Annotated in this window: 21 protein-coding genes and 1 tRNA gene; 12 read left to right on the top strand and 10 right to left on the bottom strand. The window is 47.0% G+C overall.

Annotation, left to right across the window (positions count from 1 at the left end; genetic code table 11):
* Positions 1-24: 24 nt before the first annotated feature.
* Together ACSX1A_RS18645 and ACSX1A_RS18640 are read left to right on the top strand one after the other, a co-directional pair.
* Positions 25-834, top strand: coding sequence for a hypothetical protein (locus ACSX1A_RS18645; RefSeq protein ID WP_439881148.1), 810 nt, complete (start codon positions 25-27; stop codon positions 832-834).
* 200 nt (positions 835-1,034) lie between these two features.
* Positions 1,035-1,466: a hypothetical protein gene (locus tag ACSX1A_RS18640; protein ID WP_439881147.1), complete on the top strand. Its 432-nt coding sequence runs from the start codon at positions 1,035-1,037 to the stop codon at positions 1,464-1,466.
* Between the two features lie 65 nt (positions 1,467-1,531).
* Here the strand turns inward: ACSX1A_RS18640 and ACSX1A_RS18635 are convergent, their stop codons facing one another.
* Entirely contained in the window at positions 1,532-2,119 is a 588-nt protein-coding gene (locus ACSX1A_RS18635; protein WP_439881146.1) for a hypothetical protein, read from the bottom strand.
* Between the two features lie 76 nt (positions 2,120-2,195).
* Between ACSX1A_RS18635 and ACSX1A_RS18630 the strand changes: the two genes are divergently transcribed.
* From ACSX1A_RS18630 to ACSX1A_RS18620, 3 genes are all read left to right on the top strand, one after another.
* Entirely contained in the window at positions 2,196-2,783 is a 588-nt protein-coding gene (locus ACSX1A_RS18630; RefSeq protein WP_439881145.1) for a uracil-DNA glycosylase family protein, read from the top strand.
* A 45-nt stretch (positions 2,784-2,828) separates the two neighbouring features.
* Positions 2,829-3,977, top strand: coding sequence for a pyridoxal phosphate-dependent aminotransferase (locus ACSX1A_RS18625; RefSeq protein ID WP_439881144.1), 1,149 nt, complete (start codon positions 2,829-2,831; stop codon positions 3,975-3,977).
* Positions 3,978-4,074: 97 nt separating this feature from the next.
* Positions 4,075-4,857 carry an amidohydrolase gene (locus ACSX1A_RS18620; protein ID WP_439881143.1) on the top strand — a complete coding sequence of 261 codons (783 nt, stop codon included), beginning with the start codon at positions 4,075-4,077 and terminating at the stop codon, positions 4,855-4,857.
* Between the two features lie 37 nt (positions 4,858-4,894).
* Here the strand turns inward: ACSX1A_RS18620 and ACSX1A_RS18615 are convergent, their stop codons facing one another.
* Both ACSX1A_RS18615 and ACSX1A_RS18610 read right to left on the bottom strand, forming a co-directional pair.
* Positions 4,895-5,284: a hypothetical protein gene (locus tag ACSX1A_RS18615; RefSeq protein WP_439881142.1), complete on the bottom strand. Its 390-nt coding sequence runs from the start codon at positions 5,282-5,284 to the stop codon at positions 4,895-4,897.
* Positions 5,284-7,506 carry a T9SS type A sorting domain-containing protein gene (locus ACSX1A_RS18610; protein WP_439881141.1) on the bottom strand — a complete coding sequence of 741 codons (2,223 nt, stop codon included), beginning with the start codon at positions 7,504-7,506 and terminating at the stop codon, positions 5,284-5,286. The genes ACSX1A_RS18615 and ACSX1A_RS18610 overlap by 1 nt, the downstream gene beginning before the upstream one ends.
* A 181-nt stretch (positions 7,507-7,687) precedes the next feature.
* On the opposite strand from ACSX1A_RS18610, the gene ACSX1A_RS18605 reads away from it, so the two are divergent.
* Entirely contained in the window at positions 7,688-8,974 is a 1,287-nt protein-coding gene (locus ACSX1A_RS18605) for a UDP-N-acetylmuramoyl-tripeptide--D-alanyl-D-alanine ligase (RefSeq protein ID WP_439881140.1), read from the top strand.
* Positions 8,975-9,381: 407 nt separating this feature from the next.
* On the opposite strand, the gene rfbC is transcribed toward ACSX1A_RS18605, so the two are convergent.
* Together rfbC and ACSX1A_RS18595 are read right to left on the bottom strand one after the other, a co-directional pair.
* Positions 9,382-9,924, bottom strand: a complete 543-nt coding sequence (rfbC, locus tag ACSX1A_RS18600; protein ID WP_439881139.1) for a dTDP-4-dehydrorhamnose 3,5-epimerase — start codon at positions 9,922-9,924, stop codon at positions 9,382-9,384.
* 99 nt (positions 9,925-10,023) lie between these two features.
* On the bottom strand, positions 10,024-11,142 hold the full coding sequence (locus ACSX1A_RS18595; protein WP_439881138.1) for a glycosyltransferase family 4 protein: 1,119 nt from the start codon (positions 11,140-11,142) through the stop codon (positions 10,024-10,026).
* 504 nt (positions 11,143-11,646) lie between these two features.
* Between ACSX1A_RS18595 and hflX the strand changes: the two genes are divergently transcribed.
* The 3 genes from hflX (at position 11,647) to ppk1 (ending at position 15,707) form a co-directional block, all read left to right on the top strand.
* Entirely contained in the window at positions 11,647-12,834 is a 1,188-nt protein-coding gene (hflX, locus tag ACSX1A_RS18590) for a GTPase HflX (protein WP_439881137.1), read from the top strand.
* 181 nt (positions 12,835-13,015) lie between these two features.
* The gene (locus tag ACSX1A_RS18585) at positions 13,016-13,510 is read left to right on the top strand and encodes a SixA phosphatase family protein (protein ID WP_439881136.1); all 495 of its coding nucleotides are present in this window, start codon (positions 13,016-13,018) and stop codon (positions 13,508-13,510) included.
* Between the two features lie 85 nt (positions 13,511-13,595).
* Positions 13,596-15,707 carry a polyphosphate kinase 1 gene (gene ppk1 / locus ACSX1A_RS18580; protein ID WP_439881135.1) on the top strand — a complete coding sequence of 704 codons (2,112 nt, stop codon included), beginning with the start codon at positions 13,596-13,598 and terminating at the stop codon, positions 15,705-15,707.
* Between the two features lie 51 nt (positions 15,708-15,758).
* Here the strand turns inward: ppk1 and ACSX1A_RS18575 are convergent, their stop codons facing one another.
* On the bottom strand, positions 15,759-16,790 hold the full coding sequence (locus ACSX1A_RS18575; protein ID WP_439881134.1) for a DUF6268 family outer membrane beta-barrel protein: 1,032 nt from the start codon (positions 16,788-16,790) through the stop codon (positions 15,759-15,761).
* A gap of 72 nt (positions 16,791-16,862) precedes the next feature.
* On the bottom strand, positions 16,863-20,684 hold the full coding sequence (locus tag ACSX1A_RS18570) for a metallophosphoesterase (protein ID WP_439881133.1): 3,822 nt from the start codon (positions 20,682-20,684) through the stop codon (positions 16,863-16,865).
* A 328-nt stretch (positions 20,685-21,012) separates the two neighbouring features.
* On the opposite strand from ACSX1A_RS18570, the gene ACSX1A_RS18565 reads away from it, so the two are divergent.
* The 3 genes from ACSX1A_RS18565 (at position 21,013) to ACSX1A_RS18555 (ending at position 22,817) form a co-directional block, all read left to right on the top strand.
* Positions 21,013-22,224: a Pycsar system effector family protein gene (locus ACSX1A_RS18565; RefSeq protein ID WP_439881132.1), complete on the top strand. Its 1,212-nt coding sequence runs from the start codon at positions 21,013-21,015 to the stop codon at positions 22,222-22,224.
* A 63-nt stretch (positions 22,225-22,287) separates the two neighbouring features.
* Positions 22,288-22,359: transfer RNA gene (locus ACSX1A_RS18560), tRNA-Arg, on the top strand.
* Positions 22,360-22,463: 104 nt separating this feature from the next.
* Positions 22,464-22,817: a hypothetical protein gene (locus ACSX1A_RS18555; protein WP_439881131.1), complete on the top strand. Its 354-nt coding sequence runs from the start codon at positions 22,464-22,466 to the stop codon at positions 22,815-22,817.
* Between the two features lie 98 nt (positions 22,818-22,915).
* Here the strand turns inward: ACSX1A_RS18555 and ACSX1A_RS18550 are convergent, their stop codons facing one another.
* From ACSX1A_RS18550 to ACSX1A_RS18540, 3 genes are all read right to left on the bottom strand, one after another.
* On the bottom strand, positions 22,916-23,320 hold the full coding sequence (locus ACSX1A_RS18550) for a hypothetical protein (protein WP_439881130.1): 405 nt from the start codon (positions 23,318-23,320) through the stop codon (positions 22,916-22,918).
* A 119-nt stretch (positions 23,321-23,439) separates the two neighbouring features.
* Entirely contained in the window at positions 23,440-24,471 is a 1,032-nt protein-coding gene (locus ACSX1A_RS18545) for an alkaline phosphatase D family protein (protein WP_439881129.1), read from the bottom strand.
* A 150-nt stretch (positions 24,472-24,621) separates the two neighbouring features.
* Positions 24,622-24,996, bottom strand: a complete 375-nt coding sequence (locus ACSX1A_RS18540; protein ID WP_439881128.1) for a T9SS type A sorting domain-containing protein — start codon at positions 24,994-24,996, stop codon at positions 24,622-24,624.
* Positions 24,997-25,051: the final 55 nt, after the last annotated feature.

Genomic DNA, 25,051 nt, shown 5'->3' with positions numbered 1-25,051 from the left:
AAACTATCCATAAAACATAAAACTATGGCAAACATGACAGGCAGATACAGCGGCCATGAAGAAGAGAACTGGCGCATGGGCCGAAAACTGCATCAGGAAGATAAAGAACTACAGAAACGCTACGGCTATCGTGGCCATGATAACCGCGAATGGGACGAAGGTAATTACTTCCACACTGGTCCTAGCCCACGCGGTGCCCAGGAAACACCCGAACGCAAGTATGGTGAGAACTATCAGCACGATCGAAACAGCACCTATGCCCAGGGCCGCAACGCCCATTTGAGAGATCACTATGGCAGTCGCCCCAACAGCCCTTACCGCAACGAGCGCAGCTACCTGGATCATGGAGATGAGTACAGGCACAGCGAGCAACACAGCATGCGCAGGCCACACGCACCCGGCGGGGCGCTGCAAGGGACCACCTCCGACAGGACAGACTACCAGAATAATATCTGGCGCGAAGGCCCTGGCAGCAGAAGCCGTTATAAAGAAGACGACTTCCGGTATGGCAGCGGATCACATAACTGGTACCGTGAAGGCAGGTACACTCCAGACGTACACAATCAATCTCACGACCACCGGGGCTTTTTTACCAAGGTAAAGGACACCTGGAATGATATCTGGCATTCCGATGACCCAGAATATCAGCAGCATCGTCATTATGAGTCGCGGGCTGAGAGAATTGATCCGGCTGAGCGCCATGGGTCAGAGCCGTACCGTGACCGTAACTTTGACAGAGGCTACGAAGGAGGGCCTCGCTGGGCAGATGAAACAGACACTGGCTCTGATGATTACTACAAAGATATAGACCGAACTCAACGCTATCGAAGATAAGTCGTATAAATGCCTGATTAGGTAGATTTGGTAATAGATTAGTTTTAGTTAGTGACCAAGAAAGCCGGCAGACTATGCCGGCTTTCTTGGTTTTAATTCTTTTTTTGTCTATATTCTTACCAAACATCCTGATTATCAGAGCGTACATAGATTATAGACGCCCCATCAGGAACCGATTGTCTCACCTAAAAAACCACAACATGCATCACGACGAACATGACCCAAGGCATATACACTATCGTGCACAGCATCGCCGGCGGGAGCAACATCCCAATCATGCGCGCGAGGATAATTTTAATGATTTCAGAAGCCGCTGGGGCGAACCAAGCCCATACATTCACCTGAATCATCAGGAAGAATGGCAACACGGAGATGTTGGCCGCTTTGAAGATCAAGGCAGGTATCATCGGGAAGAATGGTTACCAAACCAGCGCAGGCAACACCAACACAGGCAGGGGGAGCAACAGCATTACCAGGAGCCTGTCTGGCGCCAGCGCGACATACACTTTGACAGCAGCAACCAGCGTGTGGAAGACCGTTGGTACGAAGACCCTCTTCTGCCACACCCCGAATCACGACGCCGTAAACGCGACCCGAGAGATGCCTATTGGCATGAGCGAAATCGCGAATAGTATTATACAGCATTAAAAAGGGCCGAAGCACAAACTCCGGCCCTTTTTAATGCTACGATTTAACGTTAAAAATGCTTCCGAACACCTACCCCAAATGAGATTAGCTCCGGGATGCCGGGAACAAGATTTACAGATAGGTCCGTGTTATTGTTTAACTGATAATTATACTCGAACTCTCCGCCATACCAGTAAAATTTATACTGCCAGTTGCCGCTCTTATTAAAATAACCGTCATCCTCATACTTTTCAATTGTTGTCCAGCTATGCCGGTATACTAATGTTGGTCCAAAACCGCCATTAAGGGAGTGTCGGCTTTTACGGAAAATGGTGCCGCGCCACCCCAGGTGTGTAAAACCAGCTAGTTTGCCGGCACAGTCAGCATAAATTCCCTGCTCTACCCGCACGCTAATGTCATTGCGTACTAGAAAGCGTTCATAACCTATTATACTGCCGTAGTTTAAAGCAGCATACCCTTTATCATCAAGCCTGTTCGGAAATATTTCGGGATAAGGGCTTTCTTTCAAGTGCAGCGAAAGTCCAAAGAACTTAACAGTTAAGCTGTTCTTATACCCGCCCCAATCCTGTGCCTCCGCTGCTGGCAGGCACCAGAACAATGCTATTAGAACGATATAAAACCTAAAACACCATTGCATTCTTCTTACACTTTCGGGCAACCTGATGCTGCCACTACTGCGCTTAAGTTTGTACCTTTGTTTCCTAAGCTATACTATGGAGGCACTGGAAAGTTTACTGCAGCAGATCCGCGCTTGCCGCATTTGCGAAGAAAATCTGCCACTGGGGCCGCGGCCTGTATTAGCAGCCAGTACCAGTGCAAGGTTGCTAATTGTGGGGCAGGCACCAGGCACCAAAGTACACGCCACGGGCATCCCCTGGAACGATCAGAGCGGCAAGCGCCTGCGGCAGTGGTTGGCACTAAGTCCTGAGGTATTTTATGATGCCTCACAGGTAGCGATCGTGCCTATGGGGTTCTGCTATCCGGGCAAAGGCAAAAGCGGCGACCTGCCACCCCGCCCGGAGTGTGCCCAGCACTGGCACCAGCAGTTGCTTCGTCAGCTCCCCAACATAGAGCTCACGCTGTTGGTAGGCAAGTATGCCCAGAACTATTTCCTGGGCAAGTCAGCCAGGCCAACCTTAACTGAAACAGTGGCCCACTGGCATGAGTACCTGCCACAATACATGCCCATGCCACACCCATCCCCCCTGAACCATTTCTGGCTCCGGAAAAACCCATGGTTTGAGGCAGACGCCGTACCAGCCCTGCAACAGCTGGTAAAAGACTTGCTTTTCAAAACTTAAAAAAGCAATTTTCGTTGCTCCAAACTTTAGCAGCCCCTATACTACATGATAAGCTACCCGAACAGCAAATTACCTGATGTTGGCAACAGCATCTTCTCGGTTATGTCAGGTCTCGCAAACGAGTACCAGGCTATAAACCTTTCCCAGGGTTTTCCTGATTTTAATTGCCCGGAGCCACTTATACAGCTCGTGACACAGTATATGCACGAAGGTTTTAACCAGTACGCCCCCATGCCAGGGGTACTGAAGCTACGGGAAAAGATCAGCCTCAAAACGGAAAAGATGTATGGCTACCGCCCTAATCAAGACACGGAGATCACGGTAACATCCGGGGCAACAGAAGCGCTATATGCAGCCATTACAGCTGTGGTAAGGCCCGGAGACGAGGTAGTGGTGCTGGAGCCCTGCTACGACTCCTACGCTCCTGCTATCCGTTTAAGCGGTGGTTCCCCGATCTACGTTCCGCTGGCCTTACCAGATTTTAGCGTAGACTGGGACCTGGTAAAAAAGAGTATCTCATCCCGGACCAGGCTCATCATCATCAACACGCCCCATAACCCCACCGGCGCCGTCATGACCAAGCAGGACATGGATACCCTTGCGAGGCTGATTGAAAGCACCGATATCCTGGTTATCAGCGATGAGGTGTATGAGCACATGGTGTTTGACGGGAAGCAGCATTACAGTGCCTTACAGCACCCACAGTTACGCGAGCGAAGCGTTGTGATCTCTTCTTTTGGTAAAACCTACCACACCACCGGCTGGAAAATAGGCTATGCCGTGGCGCCTGCTCCACTTACAAACGAACTGCGCAAGATGCATCAGTTTATAACGTTCTGTGCTGTTACCCCACTTCAACTCGCCATTGCAGATTTTATGGAAGAGGAAAGCCACTACCTACAGCTACCTGACTTTTACCAGGCGAAACGCGACTTCTTTTTGGAACAGCTGAAGCATACCAGGTTTGACGTTATTCCAGCGGCAGGCACTTACTTCCAGTTGGTAAAGTATGACACAATTTCTGAAGAATATGACCTTGATTTTGCAAAGCGCCTGACCAGGGAAATTGGTGTGGCTGCCATTCCGGTTTCGGCCTTTTATCACAACAAAACAGATAATAAATACCTGCGCTTTTGTTTTGCAAAAAGTGAGGCTACGCTACGGGCAGCTGGTGAAAAGCTGGCTAAGCTTTAGCTCTTCCCATTCCTGTTAAAATTACTTTCGTTTATACTACAAAGGCCCTGGTCAGTTTTTAAAAAACCCTTATTCTGCTTTATTGATTTCGCTCAGCATGGATCTACACATTACCATAGTACAAACAGAACTTCAGTGGCAAAACGCTGAGGCGAACAGAGGTATGTTCTCTGAAAAATTAAATGCAGCTGCTCCTCAAACAGACCTGATCGTGCTGCCAGAGATGTTTACGACCGGGTTTAGCATGAATGCGCCTGACCTGGCTGAAGAATCAGATGGGCCCACGCTAAGCTGGATGCAACAAGAGGCGCGAAAGCACCAGGCTGTGCTAACTGGTAGTGTGATAGTAAGGGAGGATGCTAACTATTATAATCGCCTGTATTGGGTTAGCCCCGATGGCAGCTACGAAACGTACGATAAGCGCCACCTTTTCCGGCTGGCAAAAGAGCATCATACGTATACAGCCGGAAATAAAAAGCTGATAGTAGATCTGAAAGGCTGGAAAATTTGCCCGATGGTATGCTACGATCTGCGCTTTCCGGTTTGGAGCCGCAACGCCAGCAATTCCTATGACCTGCTGCTCTATGTGGCTAACTGGCCCAAAGTCCGAAGTCAGCCATGGCGTGTTCTGTTACAGGCCCGTGCTATAGAAAACCTGGCTTATGTGGTTGGGGTAAACCGGACAGGCATTGATGGCAATAACCATCCTTACTCCGGCGACTCTGCGATTATCCATCCAAAGGGTTTCCATTTACTGGAGACAAGTGAGGCAGAGGGGGTGCACACAGTAAGGCTGAGCAAAAAAGAGCTGGAGGATTTTAGAGAAGCTTTCCCGGCACATCTGGATGCCGATCTCTTTAGTCTAGACTCAAAACTTTAGATTTTAGTCGCGCGCAAGGACGCTAGCGCTATTTAAATTAATCGTTTTGCAGGAATCGTTCTACCGCTCTTAAAACTTCATCTTCTTCCACGACAGCATACTCAATGTCAGGCCTTGCTCCGAACATCCGCTGCAACCTTGCATGCTGCCCCTGCAGCAATACCAGTCTTTGCGCATGTTCTTCAAACAGCTCCTCGAGTAAAGGCATCAGAACCGCAATATCCGTCGTGCTATCGTCCACTTTTATACATACTACTCCCTTTTCAGAATCGCGGAGCAGACGCAGGGCATAATGCTGCACTAACTCCCCGGATCGTGCATCGAGGTCAAGTATAGCTATACCAGGAAAAGCAGCTTTGATGCGTTCCGGCACAGGCTGTTGGTAGGCATTGGTATGCGTTAAGTTGATATAAAGAAAAGACTCCATTACTCTACAACCAGTTTTACAGAAACTTGCGCTCCAGTTGTAGCTGTAGCCCTGATAATATACATCCCCGCCTTGAACGTAGCAACAGGTAAACTGTGGTTGCGGCTGTAGTTGCCTGCGCTGTGGTACACCAGCCGGCCAATAGCGTCATACGCTATTAACTGCACCGGCTCAGATGCTTTGACAGACACAGCGTTACGTCCGGTTTTAGCCACAGGATTCGGGTAAACCTCCAGTTTCAGGCCGGCCGAAGGATCAACAGTTTCGGCCATGTTGCCTGCTGTTTGCTCCAGTAAGTATAGGCCTCCGCCCAGAGAGCCAATGGCCGCGAACAGCTTATTTTCCCCTCCCAATGGCGCAACAGTTATACTTAACCCTTTGCCTAACCGGGTTACCTGCAAATCTGCTGTTAGTTTGTTTTCGAGTAGCTTGCTTTCAGCTGTAAATGTGCTGCCAAGTTGTTTTGTAAAATTGCGGTAAACCTGCATAATGCCACTATCATCAACTGTGATAAGATCTGGAGTGCCTTCTCCATCCAGGTCAGCGACTGTTGGGAACAACCTTCTGCGTGACGAATTAAAACCCAAACCACCCAGGCTATTGTTCTCTAACGTATAAGCCGGCGCTGCTGCAGTACCGGTATTTCTGTAAAAAGCCAGACTACCATCAGCCATTCCCACCAACAGGTCCGGATCATTGTCACCGTCCACGTCAGCTACTGCAGGTGCAGCCCCATCCAGTAGCGCCTGTAACACCTTTATCTCGGCAAAATCATACCCGGCAGCCTGCCCTTTAGCGGCTTTGTTTGGTATAAAACTTACGCGCGTTGTGCCCGCTCCCAGTTCTTTATATGTCAGGACGAGGTCAGGAGTACCATTATTATTCAGGTCTGCAAAGGCTGGTTTTATACAAAACAACTGCTTGTTCTTTAGCTCCAGGTAATCGTCGGTCACTAACTCAAACGCAGGCGAAGTAATTGTTCCGGTGTTGCGGTAAAAGCTAATTGAGGCACTATAGCTGTTATTTTTATAAGAGGCAATATTTCCCAGCAGCATATCAAGGTCCCCGTCCGCATCAAGATCAGCAAAGGCAGGGAAAGCTCCCTCGCTTAAGTCGATCATCTGGCTTTGCAGGAAGTTGTCCTGAACAAAATTAAAACCTGGATTATTGGCGGCTCCCGTATTTCTATAGAGCCAGGAGGAGTTCTGAAAATCAATGTCCCAAATGTCCTGGGTTACCTGGGGTGCCACAAGCAGATCAGGCACTCCGTCAAAAGTCACATCTTCGTAGTAAGCAGCAGGATATTTGTTGAATGTTGCAGGCCTAGCAGTCGGGAATACGGGTGAAAAGCCTGTCATCACGGCATTTGCAGCACTGCCCTCATTCTCCATTAAAATCAGATTATCGCATTGTACCCCACCAGATATCAGTTCCTTATCGCCGTCGGCATCCATATCCAGCAGCAGAAGCGAAGAACCGTCATGGCCGGAATGCAGCGGCGCGGCTACACGACAAAAAGCATTGAACAGGTAACTGTTGCACCCTTCACATTCAGTAATACGCCCCCACCAGTCGCTTTGCTGCACAAATTGCAACGTACCACAAGCCAGACCAAGTTCGGCCTGCACATTCCGGTAAAGTTCCAGTGTTTTGCCCTGCGAGAACTCCGCTATCAGTATATCTAAGTCGCCGTCACCGTCCACGTCTGTAATGGCGGGAATATCGGCCCGGTTCATTTGCATGTTCACCTTACTACTGTTGTAGAAGAGTGTTTCGGCATCTACGCTAAACTTCAGCCCATTTGCCGTAGCCTCCTGCTTAAATACCCTGATACCGAGAGGGGTGCTTGTAAATATATCTTTTAGTCCATCGCAGTTGTAATCCCGGAGTAGCACCCAATGTTCCAGGTCTGCCGGAAAAAACACTTCATATTCCGGCGCATAACTATACTGCCACTGTCCGTTTTGCTGCACAGCCAGCCAGGTAAAAACTTTTTTCAGTTGCCTGTCGAAAATAAAAAGATCCTGCTGCCCGTCTTTATTCAGATCGATGGTAGAAAATTGAGGTGTGTTCAGTCCTCCGCTCCAGGGGTTGGTTAATGCTCCCCCGGAAACAGTTACCGGCACATCCTGGCGATAGCGAAAAGCCAGTTTCTCCGGTTCCTGTGCTAACGTATGGATGTAAGCGAACACTAAAAAAAGAAGGGTAAGAGTTATTTTCATACGTTGGAGTAGTAGAATAGCTTTCGTTACAAACTTTATACTTCAGATATAAACAGGAGAGCCGGGCATTGTTTATCGTGTTTCCTGTTTTGGATGTATATTGCCAGCCAAATGGCGAACTGTTACTACAACGATTGCTACCATTGCAACAACATCTTTTCAAGATAAAAATACGCGTTTTATGCCGAACAGCATCGAATTTCTGTATCAAAAGTACCTGGAGTGCCGCCATGTAAGTACTGACTCACGCGCTACCCAGGATCAAAGTATGTTTTTTGCCCTTAACGGCCCTAATTTTAAAGGGGCGAAGTTTGCTGTAATAGCGCTGGAGAAAGGGGCAAAGTATGCCGTGGTGGATGATCCGACTATGGCTGCTGACAATGTGTTTGTGGTTGAGGATACGCTGCAAACGCTGCAGGACCTTGCCCGCCACCACCGCAAGCAGCTAAGCATCCCGGTGATCGGAATAACAGGCAGCAACGGCAAGACCACTACAAAGGAATTGATCTATGCGGTGCTTAGTCAGAAATTCAAAACCCTCTATACCCAGGGCAACCTGAACAACCACATCGGGGTGCCGCTAACGCTGCTGCGCATTACCCCAGAGCACGAGATGGCGATCATTGAGATGGGAGCTAATCACATTGGGGAGATAGCCTTACTCAGCAGCATTGCCTTACCTACACATGGTATGATCACCAACATAGGTAAAGCGCACCTGGAGGGATTTGGCAGCCTGGAAGGTGTTGCCAGAGGTAAAAGCGAAATCTATGTGCATCTGGATAACTATAAAGGCACTGTGTTCGTGAATACCGGCAATGAGCATTTGATGCGCATGAGCCGCCGCATTGAAAATAAAGTAACCTACCCTGCCACCGGCGACTATTACCATTCTGAATTATTGGAAGCTTCGCCATTTGTGGTGTATAAAGACGAAGAAGGCAATGTTGTAAAAACGCAGCTGGTAGGCAGCTACAACTACGAGAATATGGCTGCGGCAGCCTGTATCGGCAAATACTTTGGAGTACCACTAGCCAAAGCCAACGAAGCCATTGCCAACTACAGTCCGGTAAACAACCGCTCACAGGTGGTGCATAAGGGCAGCAACACTATATTGCTGGATGCCTACAATGCCAACCCTACTTCTATGGCCGCCGCCGTGCGTAACTTCGGCAGTATGACTGCCCCACATAAGGTAGTTATATTGGGCGATATGTTTGAAATGGGTGCAGAAAGCGCTACTGAACACAAAGCGTTGGGCGAAGTAGTAGCAGCGCAGCCAATAGACAGAGTACTGCTTTGCGGCAAGGATATGAAATATGCCGCCAAAGTTAACAGCGACTTTTTATACTTTGAGACAAAGCCAGAACTACAGCAGTGGCTACAAGACCACCCGGTTTTAGATAGCTACGTGCTGGTAAAGGGTTCCAGGGGCATGGGGCTGGAAACGCTGCTGGAAGTGCTGTAATTTTGAATGAGTTAATGTTGTCTTGACCAGTGGTTAATGCTGCTTGAACCACAGATTAAGAAGGATTAAATTAATTAAGCATGATTTTCTCATGAAATTTAAAACGAGAAAGCCAGCAAATTATACTTGCTGGCTTTCTCGTTTTATGATTACGCCAATTACAAATACTCCAATGCCGCCAGTTTTAGCGAAGCAGTAACTGGTGGTTTGGCATGAAAACCAGTTTGTAAAGACGTAAGTTTAGTTTATGGTTTTCGCCAGTTACAAACTGGCACCACAGATAGCCACCAGTTACGCTGGAGCTAAACTAGCGGCATGATTATTCTCTATTCCTGTTCCGAACTTGCCTCCGGAACTTAAAAACTCAGGATGCGTCGTGTTGTCTTGATCCATCTGTTTGAATGTCATCAAAACGGAGAATCAAAATGCTTCAGCAACGGCAACACCTCATCTTTCGGCGATACCAGCGGCTCCGCAATTCCCCAATCTATACCAAGTGCAGGATCATTCCAAAGTATACCGCCCTCTGCTGAAGGCTCATAAAAATCGGTGCACTTGTACAGAAAAGTAGTGTTATCCTCCAGCGCCACAAAGCCATGGGCAAAGCCTTCCGGAATATAAAACTGGTTGTGCTTCTCCGCATCCAATATACAAGCCACATGCTGCCCGAAAGTAGGGGAATTTCTACGCAGGTCCACAGCTACATCTAAGGCCTTGCCATTGCTTACCCTTACCAGCTTTCCCTGCGCATGTGGTGGTTTCTGAAAATGTAGTCCGCGTAAAACTCCTTTTTGAGACACCGATTGGTTATCCTGTACAAAGTTGGGTTGAATGCCGAAGGGTTTAAACCACTTCTCGCTGTAAGTCTCTAAAAAGTAGCCTCTGTCATCTCTGAACACCCGTGGCAAGAACTCTATCAGTCCTTCAATATGGAATAGCTTATGATCCATTAAGTTTTATATGTTTGCTTCTGCTTGATTAAAAGGCTTGTACTTTTTAATTGGAAGAGGTAAGTTTTCAAAATTTTTAGAAGATCAAAAAACCCGCCTCTACACTATTACCTGGTTACTTATATCCTCGATTGCCTGCAGGTACTCTTTTATCACAATGCGGTCATCAAATTTAGAGACAGCTATCTGCCTGCTGGCCTGCCCCATGTGCTCCAACTCATCCTCATTTAGCTGCAGTACCTGCAGCATTTTCTCTGCCAGATCCTCCACGTTCCGTACCCTGCAAAGCAAGCCATTTACACCATCCTGTACCACCTCACGACAGCCAGGAACGTTAGTGGCTACAATAGGCTTAGCCATTGCGGCTGCCTCCAGCAAAGTCCGGGGGGTACCCTCGCGGTAAGACGGCAGCACCACGCAATCAGCTTCGGCTATCACACTGGCCACATCATCAGTGGCACCCAAATATTCTACCACGCCGGTAGCCAGCCACTCCTGCAGCTTTTGCTGCTTAATACCTGATCGGCTCCGCTCAGCTATCTGCCCCAGTAACTGGCATTTTACTTCGGGGTATTTTGCCTGCACCAGCTTGCTTGCCTGCACAAACTCCACAACACCCTTATCATACAGCACACGCGCCACCATCAGGAAGGTAAAGTGTTTATTGCGCTTAAACTTTTCTGCCGGCACAAACGCTTGCAGGTCTATCCCGGAGCCGGGCAGTACCTCCGTTTTATCTGCATTTACTAGCTTATTTCGTAGGAAAAGTCTCCGATCGTCCTGGTTCTGGAAAAAGACCTTTGCCGGATACCGGAAAGACAGCTTATACAACCTGAGCGCAATAGCTGAAATATAATCTTTGGTAATAAAGACTGTACCTAACCCTGAAACATTGTTGATGGCAGGAACACCGGCCCAATGTGCTGCAATGGCTCCGTATATGTTAGGTTTAATTGTGTAGTGCAGCACCACAGCAGGCTTTACGCGTCGATAGGTTTTGTAGAGCCTATATGCCAGGAGCAGATCGGTGAAAGGATTTGTGCCCTGCTCCATTTTGACAGGCACAAACTTACAGCCAGCAGCTACCAGTCTGCCGGAATAAGCATCCTTTGGGGCAATTGCCACCACCTCGTGCCCCTCTGCCAGTAAAGCCTTTATCAGGCTTAACCGGAAGTTAAAGATATTCCAGGAAGTGTTTATGACAATGGCAATACGCATAGTTACTTTCTCGGCCAGCAAAGGTACTATTCTTTAGAACAAATATCTATGTTAACCAATCCTGTGCAAAAAGAACCATAAACCCGTTAAACACTTAACAGTGCAGGCAAAATGCTGGGTAGCTGTTTCAGAAACTGCTTTTTAGGCATGGTTACTGAACACGATTGACCACCATCAGAAAATTTAAAGTAAATTGCGTTTACGTTTTCCAGGCAAGTTCAAGGCATCAAACCCCTGAATGTAAAAACAGTTGCAGCTTTACAAAAGCATGTGCTTGTAGTAGCAGAACAGCTGGCAATTTGCTGCCATTTGCTAACTATAATGGTCCTGACGAGGTAAAGGCCTTAGCTAGTGCTACTATGTTAACAAAAAGTAACTTAAGCCTGAAAGAACGTATAAATGTAACCGGAATGGATGCCGCCTGATGCCCGGCATCAGAAACCAGTGCACCGTGCAGGAAGCCGCAGCACTTGCAGCTTATACCATGACTCTTAAAAATCAATAATGGGTAAAAAGAAATATTACGACACCGCTAAACCACGCGAAACAGCTGTACTGGTGGCCGTACCTGGCTACCGCCAAACCGATGAGCAAACCAACGAGTACCTCGACGAGCTTGCTTTTTTAACTGAAACTGCCGGCGCAGAAACTGTAAAACGCTTTGTGCAGAAGCTGGATAAACCAGACAGGGCTACTTTTGTTGGAAGCGGCAAACTAGATGAGATCAATGCTTTTGTAAAGGAGCACGAAATAGACATGGTGATCTTTGACGATGACCTCAGCCCCTCACAAGTACGAAACATTGAGCGTGAACTGCAGGTGAAGATCGTTGACCGCAGCTTACTTATACTTGACATTTTTGCGCTTCGTGCTAAAACCGCACAGGCCCACGCACAGGTGGAGATGGCGCAGTACCAATACCTGCTACCCCGCCTTACCAATCTCTGGACACACCTTTCCAAACAAAAAGGTGGTATCGGTATGAAGGGTCCTGGTGAAACGGAAATTGAGACTGACAGACGTATTGTGCGTGATAAGATCTCTTTGCTGCGTGAGCGCCTGAAAAAGTTTGAGAAACAGAACTTTGAGCAGCGGAAGGCCCGTGCCGGTATTGTGCGTGTTGCCTTAGTTGGGTATACCAACGTAGGCAAATCCACGATCATGAACCTGCTTTCCAAGTCGGAAGTATTTGCGGAGAACAAACTTTTTGCTACCGTAGATGCCACCGTGCGTAAGGTAGTGTTCGATAACGTGCCTTTCCTGCTATCCGACACAGTAGGATTTATCCGTAAGCTGCCTACCAAGCTGATCGAATCGTTTAAGTCAACGTTGGATGAGATACGTGAAGCCGATTTGCTGGTACATGTGGTAGATGTATCGCACCCCTCCTTTGAAGACCACATTGCTGTGGTTAACGAAACCCTGAAAGATATTAATTCTGCTGACAAACCTGTTTTGCTGGTTTTTAATAAAATTGACCAATACCTGGAGCAGCGCGAGCAGGAGCTTAAAGAAGAAGGTGCCGATGTGCGGCCTTCTATTTCGGACCTGAAGGCAACTTATATGGCGAAGGAACATGCCCCTGCACTTTTTATTTCTGCAACAGATAAGCTGAACATTGATGAGTTGCGCGAAGAATTGCAGAAAAGAGTGGCAGCCATACATTTTGAGAGGTATCCCAATAACGTTTAAATTTTAAATTACTTTAACAGGAAAAAAGGAGCCGGCAACAGTTGGCTCCTTTTTTCTTTTCTCTGCCACTGAGCACCCGTTCACCCTTGTTCGCACAACCAATTACCTATAGTTTCAGTAATTAGCAAAGCCACTATTGTTGCCCGTTAAACAAAAGTGAGATTGCGAAAACCGAAACCATATGAAGACGCTATATATTCTCAGACATGCTAAATCAAGCTGGAAGTTTGAAGAGCTCAGCGACCACGACCGCCCGCTTAATAAACGGGGCCGGAGTGATGCACAGTTAATAGGGCAGGAGTTAGCCTCCAGAGGCGTAAACCCAAACATGATCATATCCAGCTCCGCAGTCAGAGCTATATCAACGGCCACACTTACCGGCAGAGAGATGGGATATGAGCCTGACAATATCGTTGTGAAAGAAGCAATTTATGGAGCAGGCACAGAAGATTTACTCGAAACAGTAAGATCGACCCCATCTGAAGTACAATACCTCATGATAGTTGGCCACAACGAGGCCATCTCAGATTTTGCCAACATGCTATCCCCGGAACATGTTGCCAGTCTGCCTACTGCAGGTATTGTTGCGCTGGAGTTTGACTGCGATAGCTGGTATGATATAAGTAAAGATAAAGCAACGATGTTGTTTTACGACTTCCCTAAAAACTACAAGTAAAGTGCCTTTACCTCTCCAGTGCACGATGCCAATACGATAATTAACCCTTGCAGGCCGTTCCAGAGGAGGCACACTAATTAATAAGATGGAAAAAGAGAAAGAGAAAGAGCAGAAAGCATCTCCGGATTACCCACTCATGAACCGTGAGCTCAGCTGGCTTGCTTTTAACTATAGAGTACTGCAGGAGGCAAAAGATAAACGCGTGCCTCTGCTGGAGCGCATAAAGTTTATGGCGATCTTCTCGTCTAACCTTGATGAGTATTTTAAAGTACGGGTGGCTACCCTGAAGCGCCTTATCAAGCTAAAGAAAAAGACACGCCAGAAACTGGACGAGGAACCAACCGAGACCTTATTGCAGGTGATAAAGGAAGTCCGCCGCCAGCAGGAGGAGTTCGGCAAGGTTTTCCGGGAAAACATACTGGCCGACCTGCGTGAGCACGACATCCACATGCTTACTGAAAACGACTTAAATAAGTCGCAGCAGACCTGGGTAATGAATTATTTCAGAGAAACAGTAGCTCCACTATTGCTGCCCATTATCCTGGATGATACCGAACTGCACCTTTTCCTGAAAGACCAGACCGTGTACCTGGGCATCCAGATGCTCAACCCGAACAAAGAAAGCGTAAAGCCACAACGTTTCGCTATGCTGGAGATCCCAACAAAAAAGCATGGCAGCCGCTTTGTGAAACTCCCAACTGTAAAAGGGCATCGGTATGTAATGTTTATTGACGATGTGATACGCTTTTGTCTTCCTATCATGTTTCCGGACTACGCTACTTTCCATGCCCATGCGGTTAAAGTATCAAGGGATGCGGAACTGGATATAGAAGAAGAAGTCTCGGGCAACCTGATGGCCAAAATACGCAAGAGCCTGAAGAAGCGGGAAACGGGCTACCCCGCACGCCTCCTGTATGACCCGGAGACGCCACAAGAGCTCCTGGACCGCATGATGGCACATACAGCCATAACTGAAGAAGAATTAGTAGAAGGAAGCAAATACCATAACTTCAGGGACTTTTTCCAGTTTCCGGACTTTAACCTGCCCGACCTGAAGTATACGCCGCAGCCAACCCTTATTCACCCTGAGCTGGAGAAGGAGAAAAGTATACTGGCTGCCATGAAGAAGAAAGATTACCTGGTGCACTATCCTTACCAGTCGTTCGATTACGTGTTGCGCCTGTTTAACGAGGCTGCCGATGACCCAAAGGTTACCGCCATGAGTGCCACTTTATACAGGGTTGCCACCAAGTCGGCCATTGCCAAGGCATTGGTAAAGGCCGCTAAAAACGGTAAGCTGGTAACTGTGGTGGTTGAACTGAAAGCACGTTTCGATGAGGAATCTAATATTTTCTGGGCAGGCAAGTTACAAAAAGCAGGTGCCAATGTAATTTTTGGATTGCCAGACCTGAAAGTACATTCCAAACTAGGTTTGATAACCCGCAACGAGAACGGAAAACTAGTGAATTACGCGTATCTGAGCACTGGTAACTACAACGAAGATACCTCTAAAATTTACGCCGATCACGCCTTGTTTACCTCAGACCCACGCCTTACTAAAGACATGGAGCAGGTGTTTGAGTTTTTCATTGACAGGCAGCCTGACAAAAAATTCGATCATCTGCTGGTTGCCCCGATCAATATGCGGCAGCGTTTTATGAAGATGATTGACAGGGAAATTAAGAATGCCAAGAAAGGACTGCCAGCCAGAATGATCCTGAAAATGAACGCGCTGCAGGATGAAAGTATGATCAAGAAGCTGTACACAGCCAGCCAGGCAGGCGTAAAGGTTGATCTGCTGGTTCGGGGAATATGTTGCCTGACCCCCGGGGTAGAAGGCATAAGCGAGAACATCATCGTGCGCAGCATAGTTGACCGTTACCTGGAGCACGCGCGCGTATATGTTTTCCATAACAATGGAGATGAGCAGTATTATGTTGCCTCCGCCGATTGGATGACACGCAACCTGAACCGGCGCGTGGAGGTAGCATTCCCGTTGCTGCAACCAGAATTGATAAAAGAACTCAGAACTATACTGGACCTGCAGATGCAGGACGATACCAAAGCCAGAAACGTAGATAACAGTTACATAGAGCCGGCAAAACCTACACATGTGCGGGCACAGTACGCCGCATATGAGTACCTGCGCAGTTTGGTGCCCGCAGACACAGATCCGGCTTGCTCCACGAAGTATTGATATTAAAAGAGGCCAGCTAAAATTAGCTGGCCTCTTTTAATATTTTTTTTGCTAGTTATTTTTTCTGCCTTTTTCAGTAAACCGGCGCGGAGGCACCAGGAAGATCTCTACGTTTACATAACCTGCACCAGCCAGATCATTCGTTATCAACGGATCCCGGGAGCCCACTTCATCAAATATCCTGTGCCTGTAGTACTGCCGGAAGCCGCCTTCTACTCCAAACCAAATAAAGTCGTATATCTCCCGCTCCAGCCTTAACAGGCCTTTGATGTCGGTGCGCCTAAACTCAATTTCACCAAACTCTTGTAAAGCGGTGCTATTTGCGAATATATCATAGCTGGCCCCCTCCAGTCGATATCCTCCATATAGCAGCGTCTTTTCGTCAAAATTATAACGTACTCTGGCATTGGCAGGAAAGATGGACTCCACACCCCATTTATCATTAAATGTTTTATTGAAAAGTATGCCCGGGTAAATGCTTTGCCGTCCATACGCATACCCAAGCTGAAGGCCTATGCCCAGCGCGTAATCTGGTGTACGCTTCCAGCCATAAGCAAGGTCCAGGGTAACTTTCAGGTAGTCTGGTATGCTGATATTGTCGCGGGTATAATCACCGTTTAGCTCCCCTTTTATTCGGAATAGGTAGAATCTCCTGTTATCCATGGAGTGGAGGTACGCCACTTGTAAGCCAAGGCTTTTCAGGTCTTTATCTTCCAGGTAACGGTACAGGCTATAGGAGGAAGGTGATATTTCGGAGAAGTTAAATTCCTCCAGTTTGTAGTCTATGCCTACTATTACTTTTGTCTGTGGTTTGTTTACGGCAGGTGCAAAGGCCCTTACATAGAACTTATTATGCCGGTGCACGCGGCCACTCCCGTTTCCTATTTTCGGGTCATCTGATTCTGAATCAATATCAAAATTTGGCAAGCGTTCATAACCGACTATCACACCTCTGCTCTTGCCCATGCCCCTTACATTGGGTGTGGCATACTCTTCTAATGTTTCCACTTCCGGCGACTGTGCCTGTGCGTGCTGCTCATAAATAAAAATGCAGAATACAAGTAGTAAAGTTAGTTTTCTCATAGTTTTCTGTCCTCCAGGCCTTTGCCTGCAGAGTAGGTTTAGTGCTCATTCAATTTATAGTTCTTACCGGCGTTAAAAGAAGAATCCAAACTTAAGCATCCATAGCTTATCCGTTTCGCCAACAGCATAGGTCAGAGAAACAATGGAATTATTTAAGGCATCGACCCAGATGCCGCCTCCATAGCCAGTATGTAGACTACGAAAGAAAGCTTGTTTTGGGTCTTCTTCGTAGTAAATGCGCCCGATATCTAACAATCCTAATACCCCGAATTTGCCTGGGGCCAGGTACATGTTAAAGTCAAAAAGCTCTACCCGGGCTTCTCCGTTGGCATAAATGCTACCTGTACCGGCATAGCGGGTGCGGCGGTAACCACGCAGGTTATCCGTACCTCCAAGAGTATTTGCCTGGTAAAAGCGATAGTCGCCGAAATTATAAGCCCCTCCTATTCTACCTGCCCACGTTAATTGAAACGGAAAGTTGGGGCTGACATAGAAACTGAATTCTGAACTCACATGCGTATAGCTTAACTGCTCTCCCCCCAACTGATGATTATAACTGAGGCGGTTATACCAGCGCATCCCGATATCAGGATTAGAAACGGTGCTGCCACCTCCCAGCACGATCAGGTTAGCATAAGCTGCGGCGCCAGCATAATGCTGTACTTCAAACTCTCCTGTTGCAGGATTGTAGGTACCCTCTCGCAGACCACCCTCCCTCGCCTGCTCAAGCAAATAAGTATCATCAGAAGGCATATCTATCCGGAAGCGGTCATACGTAGGTCCAATTCCGATTTTTACAAGAGAGCTGATATCTTTATAAAGGGATGCATTAAGTGACACCCGCTCATACCTTACCCTGTAAAAACTATCATCCAGATCAGCTGCTTGTTTTGTTTCATTGCCCAGGCCATAGAAGTTCCGCTGATACTGCGGCCCCTGCAAGGCTGCATTCATTGCCAGGTGCCACGTTTCAAACACCTGCCGCACATCGCCGGTATAGCGCACGTTAAACGAATTAGTTAAAAAGGCATAATTTGCTTCCAGCAGGTGCTCAGCAGCATAGGGCTTTTTACGGAACTTGTGTGTACGAAGCAGCAGACCTGCTCCCAGGTACAGGCCATCATCTACGTTATACTCAGCTGACAGCCTTGGCCCCAGGTAGGGAATTTTATAGTTCGCCCGATCGTATAAGTTAACCTCCGGATAGGGCTCTGTTTTATCCTTTGTTTCGGAGCTGAAGTTAAACTCATTTCCTTCTTCAGTGTCATACACAATGGTATGCTTCTTAAGGCCGCTCACATGCGACGAATCGACAATTATATCGCTGTCGCCACCTGCGATTATGCGTACAACAACGCTCTCATCCACATCACCCGTAACGATGAACTCATCCTGCCCATCCATTCCATAAATGCGCACTTCCTTAGTTTCATCAGTATAAAAGGTGCGGCTAAATATCTTCTCTAGTATTTCCCCTTCTTTTGATATCTTAAAGACTGTTACTTCTAACTCGTCGTTATTCTTACGGTTTATCTCAAACCGCTCATGTTTGTCACTACCAGAGATATCCACATACTGTACTAAAAAGTCGTAGTACTCTTTGGCGGCCTGTGGCAGTTTGTCTCTCCTGGACTGCAGTTTGGCAATGATCTCGTCTCCGGAAATAGCACGGATGCTCTCTGGCCAGGTATTCACCGCTTCACGTATCACCTCATCCGTCATACTTGCTTTTATATCCTCTGCAATTCGCATCCAGTCCTCACGGGTAACTCTTGAGGAGAGCGTACGATCCAGGGTAAGGCCATTCAGGTTAAGGCCCACAATATCGCGGTACTCGTATGCAAAGTTCTGCACTTTTCTTACTCCCCACTTGCGTGTAACAAGCCAGGGTAAAATGCCATCAATCTTAAAGAAGGCCTGATCCCTGTCTTCGGGAACGGGAGTATACAGCTTGCCCTTATCGTTCTTTTTCTTCTCCTCTACCCAGCGCCACTGCCCTTCATGCCTGTCCCAGTCTCCGATCAGCATATCAAACAGGCGCGCACGCACATACTCCTGCTGATCTACCTCATTATCATTGTCCTGCTCCAGTTCTTCCAGCACCTTATCAGTGCCTACCAGGTTTTTTGCAAAGCCAAGGCTGGCTATTTCCTCATGGTTCTCGTCCGCATCCTCTTCTAAAAAAGCCAGTGTGTTTCCAAACTCGTCCTCATACTGCCGCAGGTAAGGCGTGTTAGGGATGTAAACCAGCTTCGGATTGGTGTGGTACACTCCTGCTGCATCCGCCAGTTTGGGAATGATAAGCGCTCCAAAAGGATGTTGTGCTGAGATCTGATCCTGTATGAGATCCTTTGCGATGGTCTCCCGCAGGTATACCGGCAACGCCTGGGTAGGGTCCTTGTCTACTGTACGGAGCACATACTCTTTTGCATCCGGGTTACGTACTTTTAGCGTAGCGGTCTGTTTCCCGCCGCCTTTCATGTAAGGCCTTAACCCACCTAACTCATTCTTGAGATCAAGCAGGGGCACCTTTACCGGCGTGCGCCATTCAGCGCGATAATGGTCTCCAAGCAAAGTCTTACGCAAACCAGATGCCTCGTAATCCGGGTTAGCTGCAATCATTATAGAGCTGTCGGCGTAGTTGGTATTATCTACTATAGGCGGCGCCTCTTTACGTGGCTTTTTCTTGTAAACCTGGGTTTTATAAGCGATTTTACCAGTAGAGCCGTCTCCTTCGGGTACCCAGAACTCTGTCCATACCTCGCCATTTTCGTAGTAAAGTAACTTAGCAAATCCTTTTATTGACTGTAAGTAATTTGTGTAGTCGCCTCCGTTCTTCAGGTATTGCGTTTTACAACCTGATCCACTCACAATAAGGGGGATGTCGTTATACTTAAAATACTGCAGCCCATGCTCGTGCCCTGCAGCGTACACCACATTATCATACTTGCTGAATATATTCGTCAGGCCTTCGATGTATGCCTGATAGCGCGGGTGTGGTATGTCCTGCAAAATGCCGCCATACTTCCTGGCAAACGGGTAAATGGAGCCAATGCCCGGTAAAGGAAAATAGATCCAGTCGCGGAGCATCGTAAATGGGAAAAGGTGATCGCGCAGGGTAAAAAATCCGCCATGGTTACCTCTTGTAAGCAAAGGGTGGTGGCCAACTACTAAAATATCGCTGCCACTGTTTTTCTCAATAATGTCTTCCAGCTCTATTAAAACATCCACCTCAGTTGCGGAGCCACAGCTGCTGTTATCTCCATAAGGCCTGTCGAAAGGGTGCAGCCACCATTCGGAATCTATAGCGATCAGTACCAGGTCGTCACTGATCTTTACTTCATAGGGGCCCGGGCAACCATCGCCGGGCACATAAAAGTCACCTCCTACTACTATATTCTCGTCGGTGAGGTACTCGTTCACATACCTCTGCTCCCGTAATACCGCATCAATACCACCGCGTCCGCTGTGGTTCCAGTCATGGTTACCAGGTATCATGTATTTCTCGCCGGGGTATCCTTTTAAGATATCCAACTGCGCATTCAGTCGTTTCTCAGATATTTCGCGGTCATACCTTCCGGCAGGAGGAAGACCATTGTAGTAAACGTTATCGCCCAAGAAGATCGTAGCGCTTTCCATGCCTGCCTCTTCCATCTGCTTTCGCATCAAAATCATAGATGGTTCCCCATCCAGGTCCGGCGCTCCCACATCCCCGATCAGGAATACCGTGTATAGTACCTTGCTCGCCGGATCAGGAGCTTTCTGCTCCCAGTCAGCGGCACGTTTACTAAAGTATGGCTCTGTGGTTACACAGCCCGTTACTATAAAAACCAGTAGCACCTGCCAGGTAAATGGGATGCGCAGCAGTTGCCTTTTCAGTAGTCTTTTGATCATAATTCTCTCATACGCTTAGCAGCCCTGACAGGTCATGGCTTACCCGAATCCAGCTGTGCCTCGTCAGCCTCCGGTCTCTTGGCAGCATAAAGTTTAATGGCTGTAATTCTGGATGCTAAGGCAGGGCTGCGACAGGATTGGAATTCATAAACGAGATGAAATTAATTTAGGTTGTTTACCGGGAAAGGTGATTCACGGATTAGCGGTACAATGAATTCTACTAACAAAAAGCTATTTTCAACGTAACCGCAAAAGCTGTAGGTACATGTTGTACCCTATACATTACTGTGTTGGAATCACCCTTCCCCAGTGCAGAGGCATGACTACTATGAAAGATACAAATATTGTAACAGAGGCCAGTGAGTATGTTTTTAAACTCTTTAAGGAAAGACTCTCCAAGAAGCTTGTATACCATAACTATAAACACACTTTTGAGACTGTTTCCGAAGCTGAAGAGTTAGGTAAGCTGAGCAATTTGCCAGAAGATGAGCAGCAGGATCTGACTTTGGCGGCTTGGTTTCATGACACTGGGTATGTTAACGCTTATAAAGGCCATGAGGAAGAAAGTATGTCCCTGGCAACGGAATGGCTTAAGGAAAAGCAGTACCCGGAAGAGCGTATTCAGCGAATAAATGATATCATCAGCGCAACCAGGCACGACAAAGAGCCGGAGGGTTTGTTGCAGGAACTGATGGTGGATGCCGATATGTCTAACATTGGCAAAGAAACTTTTTTTGCTACGGCAGAACTGCTGCGCGTAGAGTGGGAGATATTCCAGGATAAGTTTTTCACAGACCGCGAGTGGGCCCAGTTCCAGATAGACTTCCTGTTATCTACTACCTTTAATACAAACCAGGCCCAACGCAAGTTTGCCGGCCAGTTAGGTTTAAATATACAGGAGCAACGCAAAAGGCTGAACAAGGAAGTAAAGAAGAAGAAAAAATCTGATAAGAAGCACCGCGAAACACTGGCACAGCCAAAGCGAGGTATCGAAACAATGTTCCGCAACACCTACCGTACGCACCTTGACCTGAGTGGTATGGCAGATAACAAAGCGAACATGATGATCAGTATAAATGCCATCATCCTGTCGGTTGTGATCACTTACCTGAGTGCTAAATCATCTACCACCGGTACTGAGTTTGTACAGCATCGTACCCTTATTATTCCTATAGGTATGCTGTTGCTTACTACACTGGGGTCTATCGTTTTCGCTATTATATCTGCACAGCCTGAAATTACCAGTTTCTCTTTTAACAAGAACAGGATCAACAGCCGCAAAGTGAACCTGCTGTTTTTCGGAAACTTCACTAACCTGCACCTCGATGAATTCCAACATGGTATGCACGAGATCATGCGCGACAAAAAGTCTTTGTATAACAACATGATCACCGACATTTACTATTTAGGAGAAGTGCTACGGAGGAAGTATAAGATCCTGCGCATTTCATATACTATATTTATGGTGGGGCTTGTGCTTACCGTATTTGCCTTTGCCATAGCTGTTTTATACTACGGGCCATCACAAAGCGCTTTATAGATATCTTTTACCTTTGCACAATATTATATTTGGTTTAAATTTGTCCTGCTTACTTTTTAAAGCGGCCCTGTAGTTCAATGGATAGAATAGGAGTTTCCTAAACTTTAGATAGCAGTTCGATTCTGCTCGGGGCCACAAAGACTACAAATTTAGCAGCATAGCCAGAAACTTATTCCGGTAAACGCAACATTTTCAACCTATAAGCATATACATACTACAATATGTATATGTACTACCATATGAGGCATACTGTATTGATAGTACTGCTTACCGTTGTTCTTGGTATCGCTTCGTGCACCGACAGAAACCAAGAGACAATACAGCAGGATTCTTCAGAACATACTGTAGCCAGCGAAACCGGCGAGCAGGTATCCTTACCTGCCGATGTACTCCTTGTTACAAAGCCTTTGGTAAGTGGCGCACTTTACGTTAGCCCTTCTTTTGAGAGCAAGTCTATTGCCAGTTTCGATACCTCACAGCAGATACAGGTGCTGGATACTTCTCATAACATCTTTGTGAAGGCCAGGATCAGAAGAGACACTGTGTCTATGACGGGATATGTTCCTAAAACCATACTCCCCGAAAATCAATAACGTTTTTTTGACGCCCAAAAGCTAAAAAGAAAACCCACCAAACTTGCGCCTGACAGGTTTCCGAAATCAACAAACAATTGTGAAAAGGTATTTAAAACTTATTTAGATCCTCGTCTGCCACCTTTGCGCTGGACCTGTTTCTCCTGCCTGTTCTGCTGCATTACCTCATACTGCTGTTTCTGCTCATCGGTCAGCAAGGCCACTATTGCTGCTTCACGCTCATCCCGAATAGTTTTCACCCTATCCATTTTAGATTGCCGATCCAGACTCTGATCATTGCGCAGGCTCATGAGCGTTTCTGCCGTATTTTTGTTTATCTCCTCCAGCTTTACCACCTGTTCGTCTGTTAAAGCCAGGCGCTTTTTCAGTTGTTCCGTCTGGCGCTCTGCACGTTCCTGTTGATTCATCTGCCCCTGCTGCCCGTTTTGTGCCACGGCTCCAACCGATGTTATCATGCCGATGCCAAGTATTAAGAAACTTTTAAGGATACTGTTCTTTCTCATATTCTCTCTGATTAGGATTTTGATCTTTTGACAGTACTTAAGAGTAAAAGTTTAATGAAGCCATAAAAAAAGCGACCATACTCAGGCATGGTCGCTTTTTTTATGGTGTTAGCTATGTATTAATATGTTACGGTCTTTTCAAGCAACGTTTTATCACCCTCGCCTTTTATTACCATTCTGACTTGTGTATTTTCTTTTCCCCAGTTAAAATAGAGTAAGCCAAAATTCAGCTGCTTCACCAGATTACCTACTCTGTATTTATTTGGTTCTATACTGTCGCCTCTGTACACATGTGTTAAACCACTGCTGGTGATCTCGTATAGGGGGTAGCTCATGCCAGGCAGGTTTGTTTTAGATATCTCAGCAATGTGCCGGTCTCCGCTTAACAGCATCACACCTTTAGCCCCGGAATCTGCAATCAGCTTTAAGAGGCGCTCCCTGGACTTAGGAAAATTGCCCCACTTCTCATACACCTGCTCTTCAGGCAGCACCTGTATCCCGTTACCAATAATATTGATTGCTGCCTTACTCTCGCGCAACTGCTTCTCCAGCCATTGCCACTGTTCCTCTCCCAGCATATCACCTGTCGCATTTACCTGGTAAACGCCATTGATGCGCTCCAGTGAATCGCGGTTATAGCGGCTGTCCAGCAAGATAACTTTTACCTGTTTCCCTTCCGGGCCGTAAGTATGGGCACTGTAAACGCCCTCCTGCTGCCGGCGTGGGCTGTTGGCTGGTTCCCCGATAAAGTCCCAGAAAAGCTTCTCGCTCTCCTCTTTCATTTTAAACTCCTTGCCAGCGTCGTTCTTACCATAGTCATGGTCATCCCAAACGCCTATAATTTTAGTGTCTGCCTGTAATTCCTTATAACCCGGCTCCTGAAGTACCATGTTGTACTTTCGTTGTAAAACTGCCATGGTATCAGAGTCTCCGTAAATGTTATCGCCTAGCCAGACCCACACATCCGGATCATTGTTGTTGATAACAGACCAAAGCGGCTGCGGCAGGTCCTGCCTGTTACATGACCCGAATGCCAGTTTTGTGATCGGTTCCTGAGCGTTAGAAGTTGAAACAGTGGCAGGTTGCTGGCAGGCATTAAGCACCAGCAGCAGGCCTAAAAGTAACTTTATAGAACGGTATGTTTTAAGCATGGCTGTTTTTTTGAAAGAATGCAAAGATAATACTTACAGCTTTAGTGCACCCCTTAAGCAAATAAAGGCAATGTTAAGAATTGCTAAAAAAAACAGGCGGCAGCCCTTTAGAGAACTGCCGCCTGTTGATTTTATAATGTACTTTAACTTTTACTTGATCACTACTCTCCTTACGGAGCTATAACTGTCAGTCTCCAGTTTTATATAATACAGGCCTTTCGCTTTTCCGCTCAGGTCAATGGTTTTAGAGAACTGGCCCTCGGTTCGGGTCAACGTTTCGTGGTAAATCTCGTTACCGATAACGTTTATGATGCGTAACTCTGCCTTCTTGGCATCCAGGTTCGCAACAGAAATTGTAAACACGCCATTACTAGGGTTCGGATAAATAGCGATCTCCTCGTTCCCTTGTTCCTGTACCTGCAGTTTTTCATCCTGGCTAACATGGGCCGCAACGGGAGTCCTGGCCTGTGCCTGGGAGAAGAGCACTGTAATACAAGATAATAGCGTAAGTATAATTTTTTTCATATATATATAATATCGTAACGTCCTGATCTTTTGATTCAAAGGTACAAAAGATGTA

The organism is Pontibacter sp. MBLB2868 (assembly GCF_051904785.1).
In the GTDB taxonomy this organism is placed as follows: domain Bacteria; phylum Bacteroidota; class Bacteroidia; order Cytophagales; family Hymenobacteraceae; genus Pontibacter.
This window is presented reverse-complemented; position numbering and strand designations above follow the sequence as displayed.

Bases quoted from the DNA above. Each gene is read 5' to 3' on its own strand.
- ACSX1A_RS18625 (WP_439881144.1), top strand. From the start codon at position 2,829: ATGATAAGCTACCCGAACAGCAAATTACCTGATGTTGGCAACAGCATC.
- ACSX1A_RS18615 (WP_439881142.1), bottom strand. From the start codon at position 5,284: ATGGAGTCTTTTCTTTATATCAACTTAACGCATACCAATGCCTACCAA.
- ACSX1A_RS18545 (WP_439881129.1), bottom strand. From the start codon at position 24,471: ATGCTTAAAACATACCGTTCTATAAAGTTACTTTTAGGCCTGCTGCTG.
- ACSX1A_RS18610 (WP_439881141.1), bottom strand. From the start codon at position 7,506: ATGAAAATAACTCTTACCCTTCTTTTTTTAGTGTTCGCTTACATCCAT.
- ACSX1A_RS18640 (WP_439881147.1), top strand. From the start codon at position 1,035: ATGCATCACGACGAACATGACCCAAGGCATATACACTATCGTGCACAG.
- rfbC (WP_439881139.1), bottom strand. From the start codon at position 9,924: ATGGATCATAAGCTATTCCATATTGAAGGACTGATAGAGTTCTTGCCA.
- hflX (WP_439881137.1), top strand. From the start codon at position 11,647: ATGGGTAAAAAGAAATATTACGACACCGCTAAACCACGCGAAACAGCT.
- ACSX1A_RS18630 (WP_439881145.1), top strand. From the start codon at position 2,196: ATGGAGGCACTGGAAAGTTTACTGCAGCAGATCCGCGCTTGCCGCATT.
- ACSX1A_RS18555 (WP_439881131.1), top strand. From the start codon at position 22,464: ATGAGGCATACTGTATTGATAGTACTGCTTACCGTTGTTCTTGGTATC.
- ACSX1A_RS18635 (WP_439881146.1), bottom strand. From the start codon at position 2,119: ATGCAATGGTGTTTTAGGTTTTATATCGTTCTAATAGCATTGTTCTGG.
- ACSX1A_RS18540 (WP_439881128.1), bottom strand. From the start codon at position 24,996: ATGAAAAAAATTATACTTACGCTATTATCTTGTATTACAGTGCTCTTC.
- ACSX1A_RS18550 (WP_439881130.1), bottom strand. From the start codon at position 23,320: ATGAGAAAGAACAGTATCCTTAAAAGTTTCTTAATACTTGGCATCGGC.
- ACSX1A_RS18645 (WP_439881148.1), top strand. From the start codon at position 25: ATGGCAAACATGACAGGCAGATACAGCGGCCATGAAGAAGAGAACTGG.
- ACSX1A_RS18575 (WP_439881134.1), bottom strand. From the start codon at position 16,790: ATGAGAAAACTAACTTTACTACTTGTATTCTGCATTTTTATTTATGAG.
- ACSX1A_RS18620 (WP_439881143.1), top strand. From the start codon at position 4,075: ATGGATCTACACATTACCATAGTACAAACAGAACTTCAGTGGCAAAAC.
- ACSX1A_RS18595 (WP_439881138.1), bottom strand. From the start codon at position 11,142: ATGCGTATTGCCATTGTCATAAACACTTCCTGGAATATCTTTAACTTC.
- ppk1 (WP_439881135.1), top strand. From the start codon at position 13,596: ATGGAAAAAGAGAAAGAGAAAGAGCAGAAAGCATCTCCGGATTACCCA.
- ACSX1A_RS18565 (WP_439881132.1), top strand. From the start codon at position 21,013: ATGAAAGATACAAATATTGTAACAGAGGCCAGTGAGTATGTTTTTAAA.
- ACSX1A_RS18585 (WP_439881136.1), top strand. From the start codon at position 13,016: ATGAAGACGCTATATATTCTCAGACATGCTAAATCAAGCTGGAAGTTT.
- ACSX1A_RS18605 (WP_439881140.1), top strand. From the start codon at position 7,688: ATGCCGAACAGCATCGAATTTCTGTATCAAAAGTACCTGGAGTGCCGC.
- ACSX1A_RS18570 (WP_439881133.1), bottom strand. From the start codon at position 20,684: ATGATCAAAAGACTACTGAAAAGGCAACTGCTGCGCATCCCATTTACC.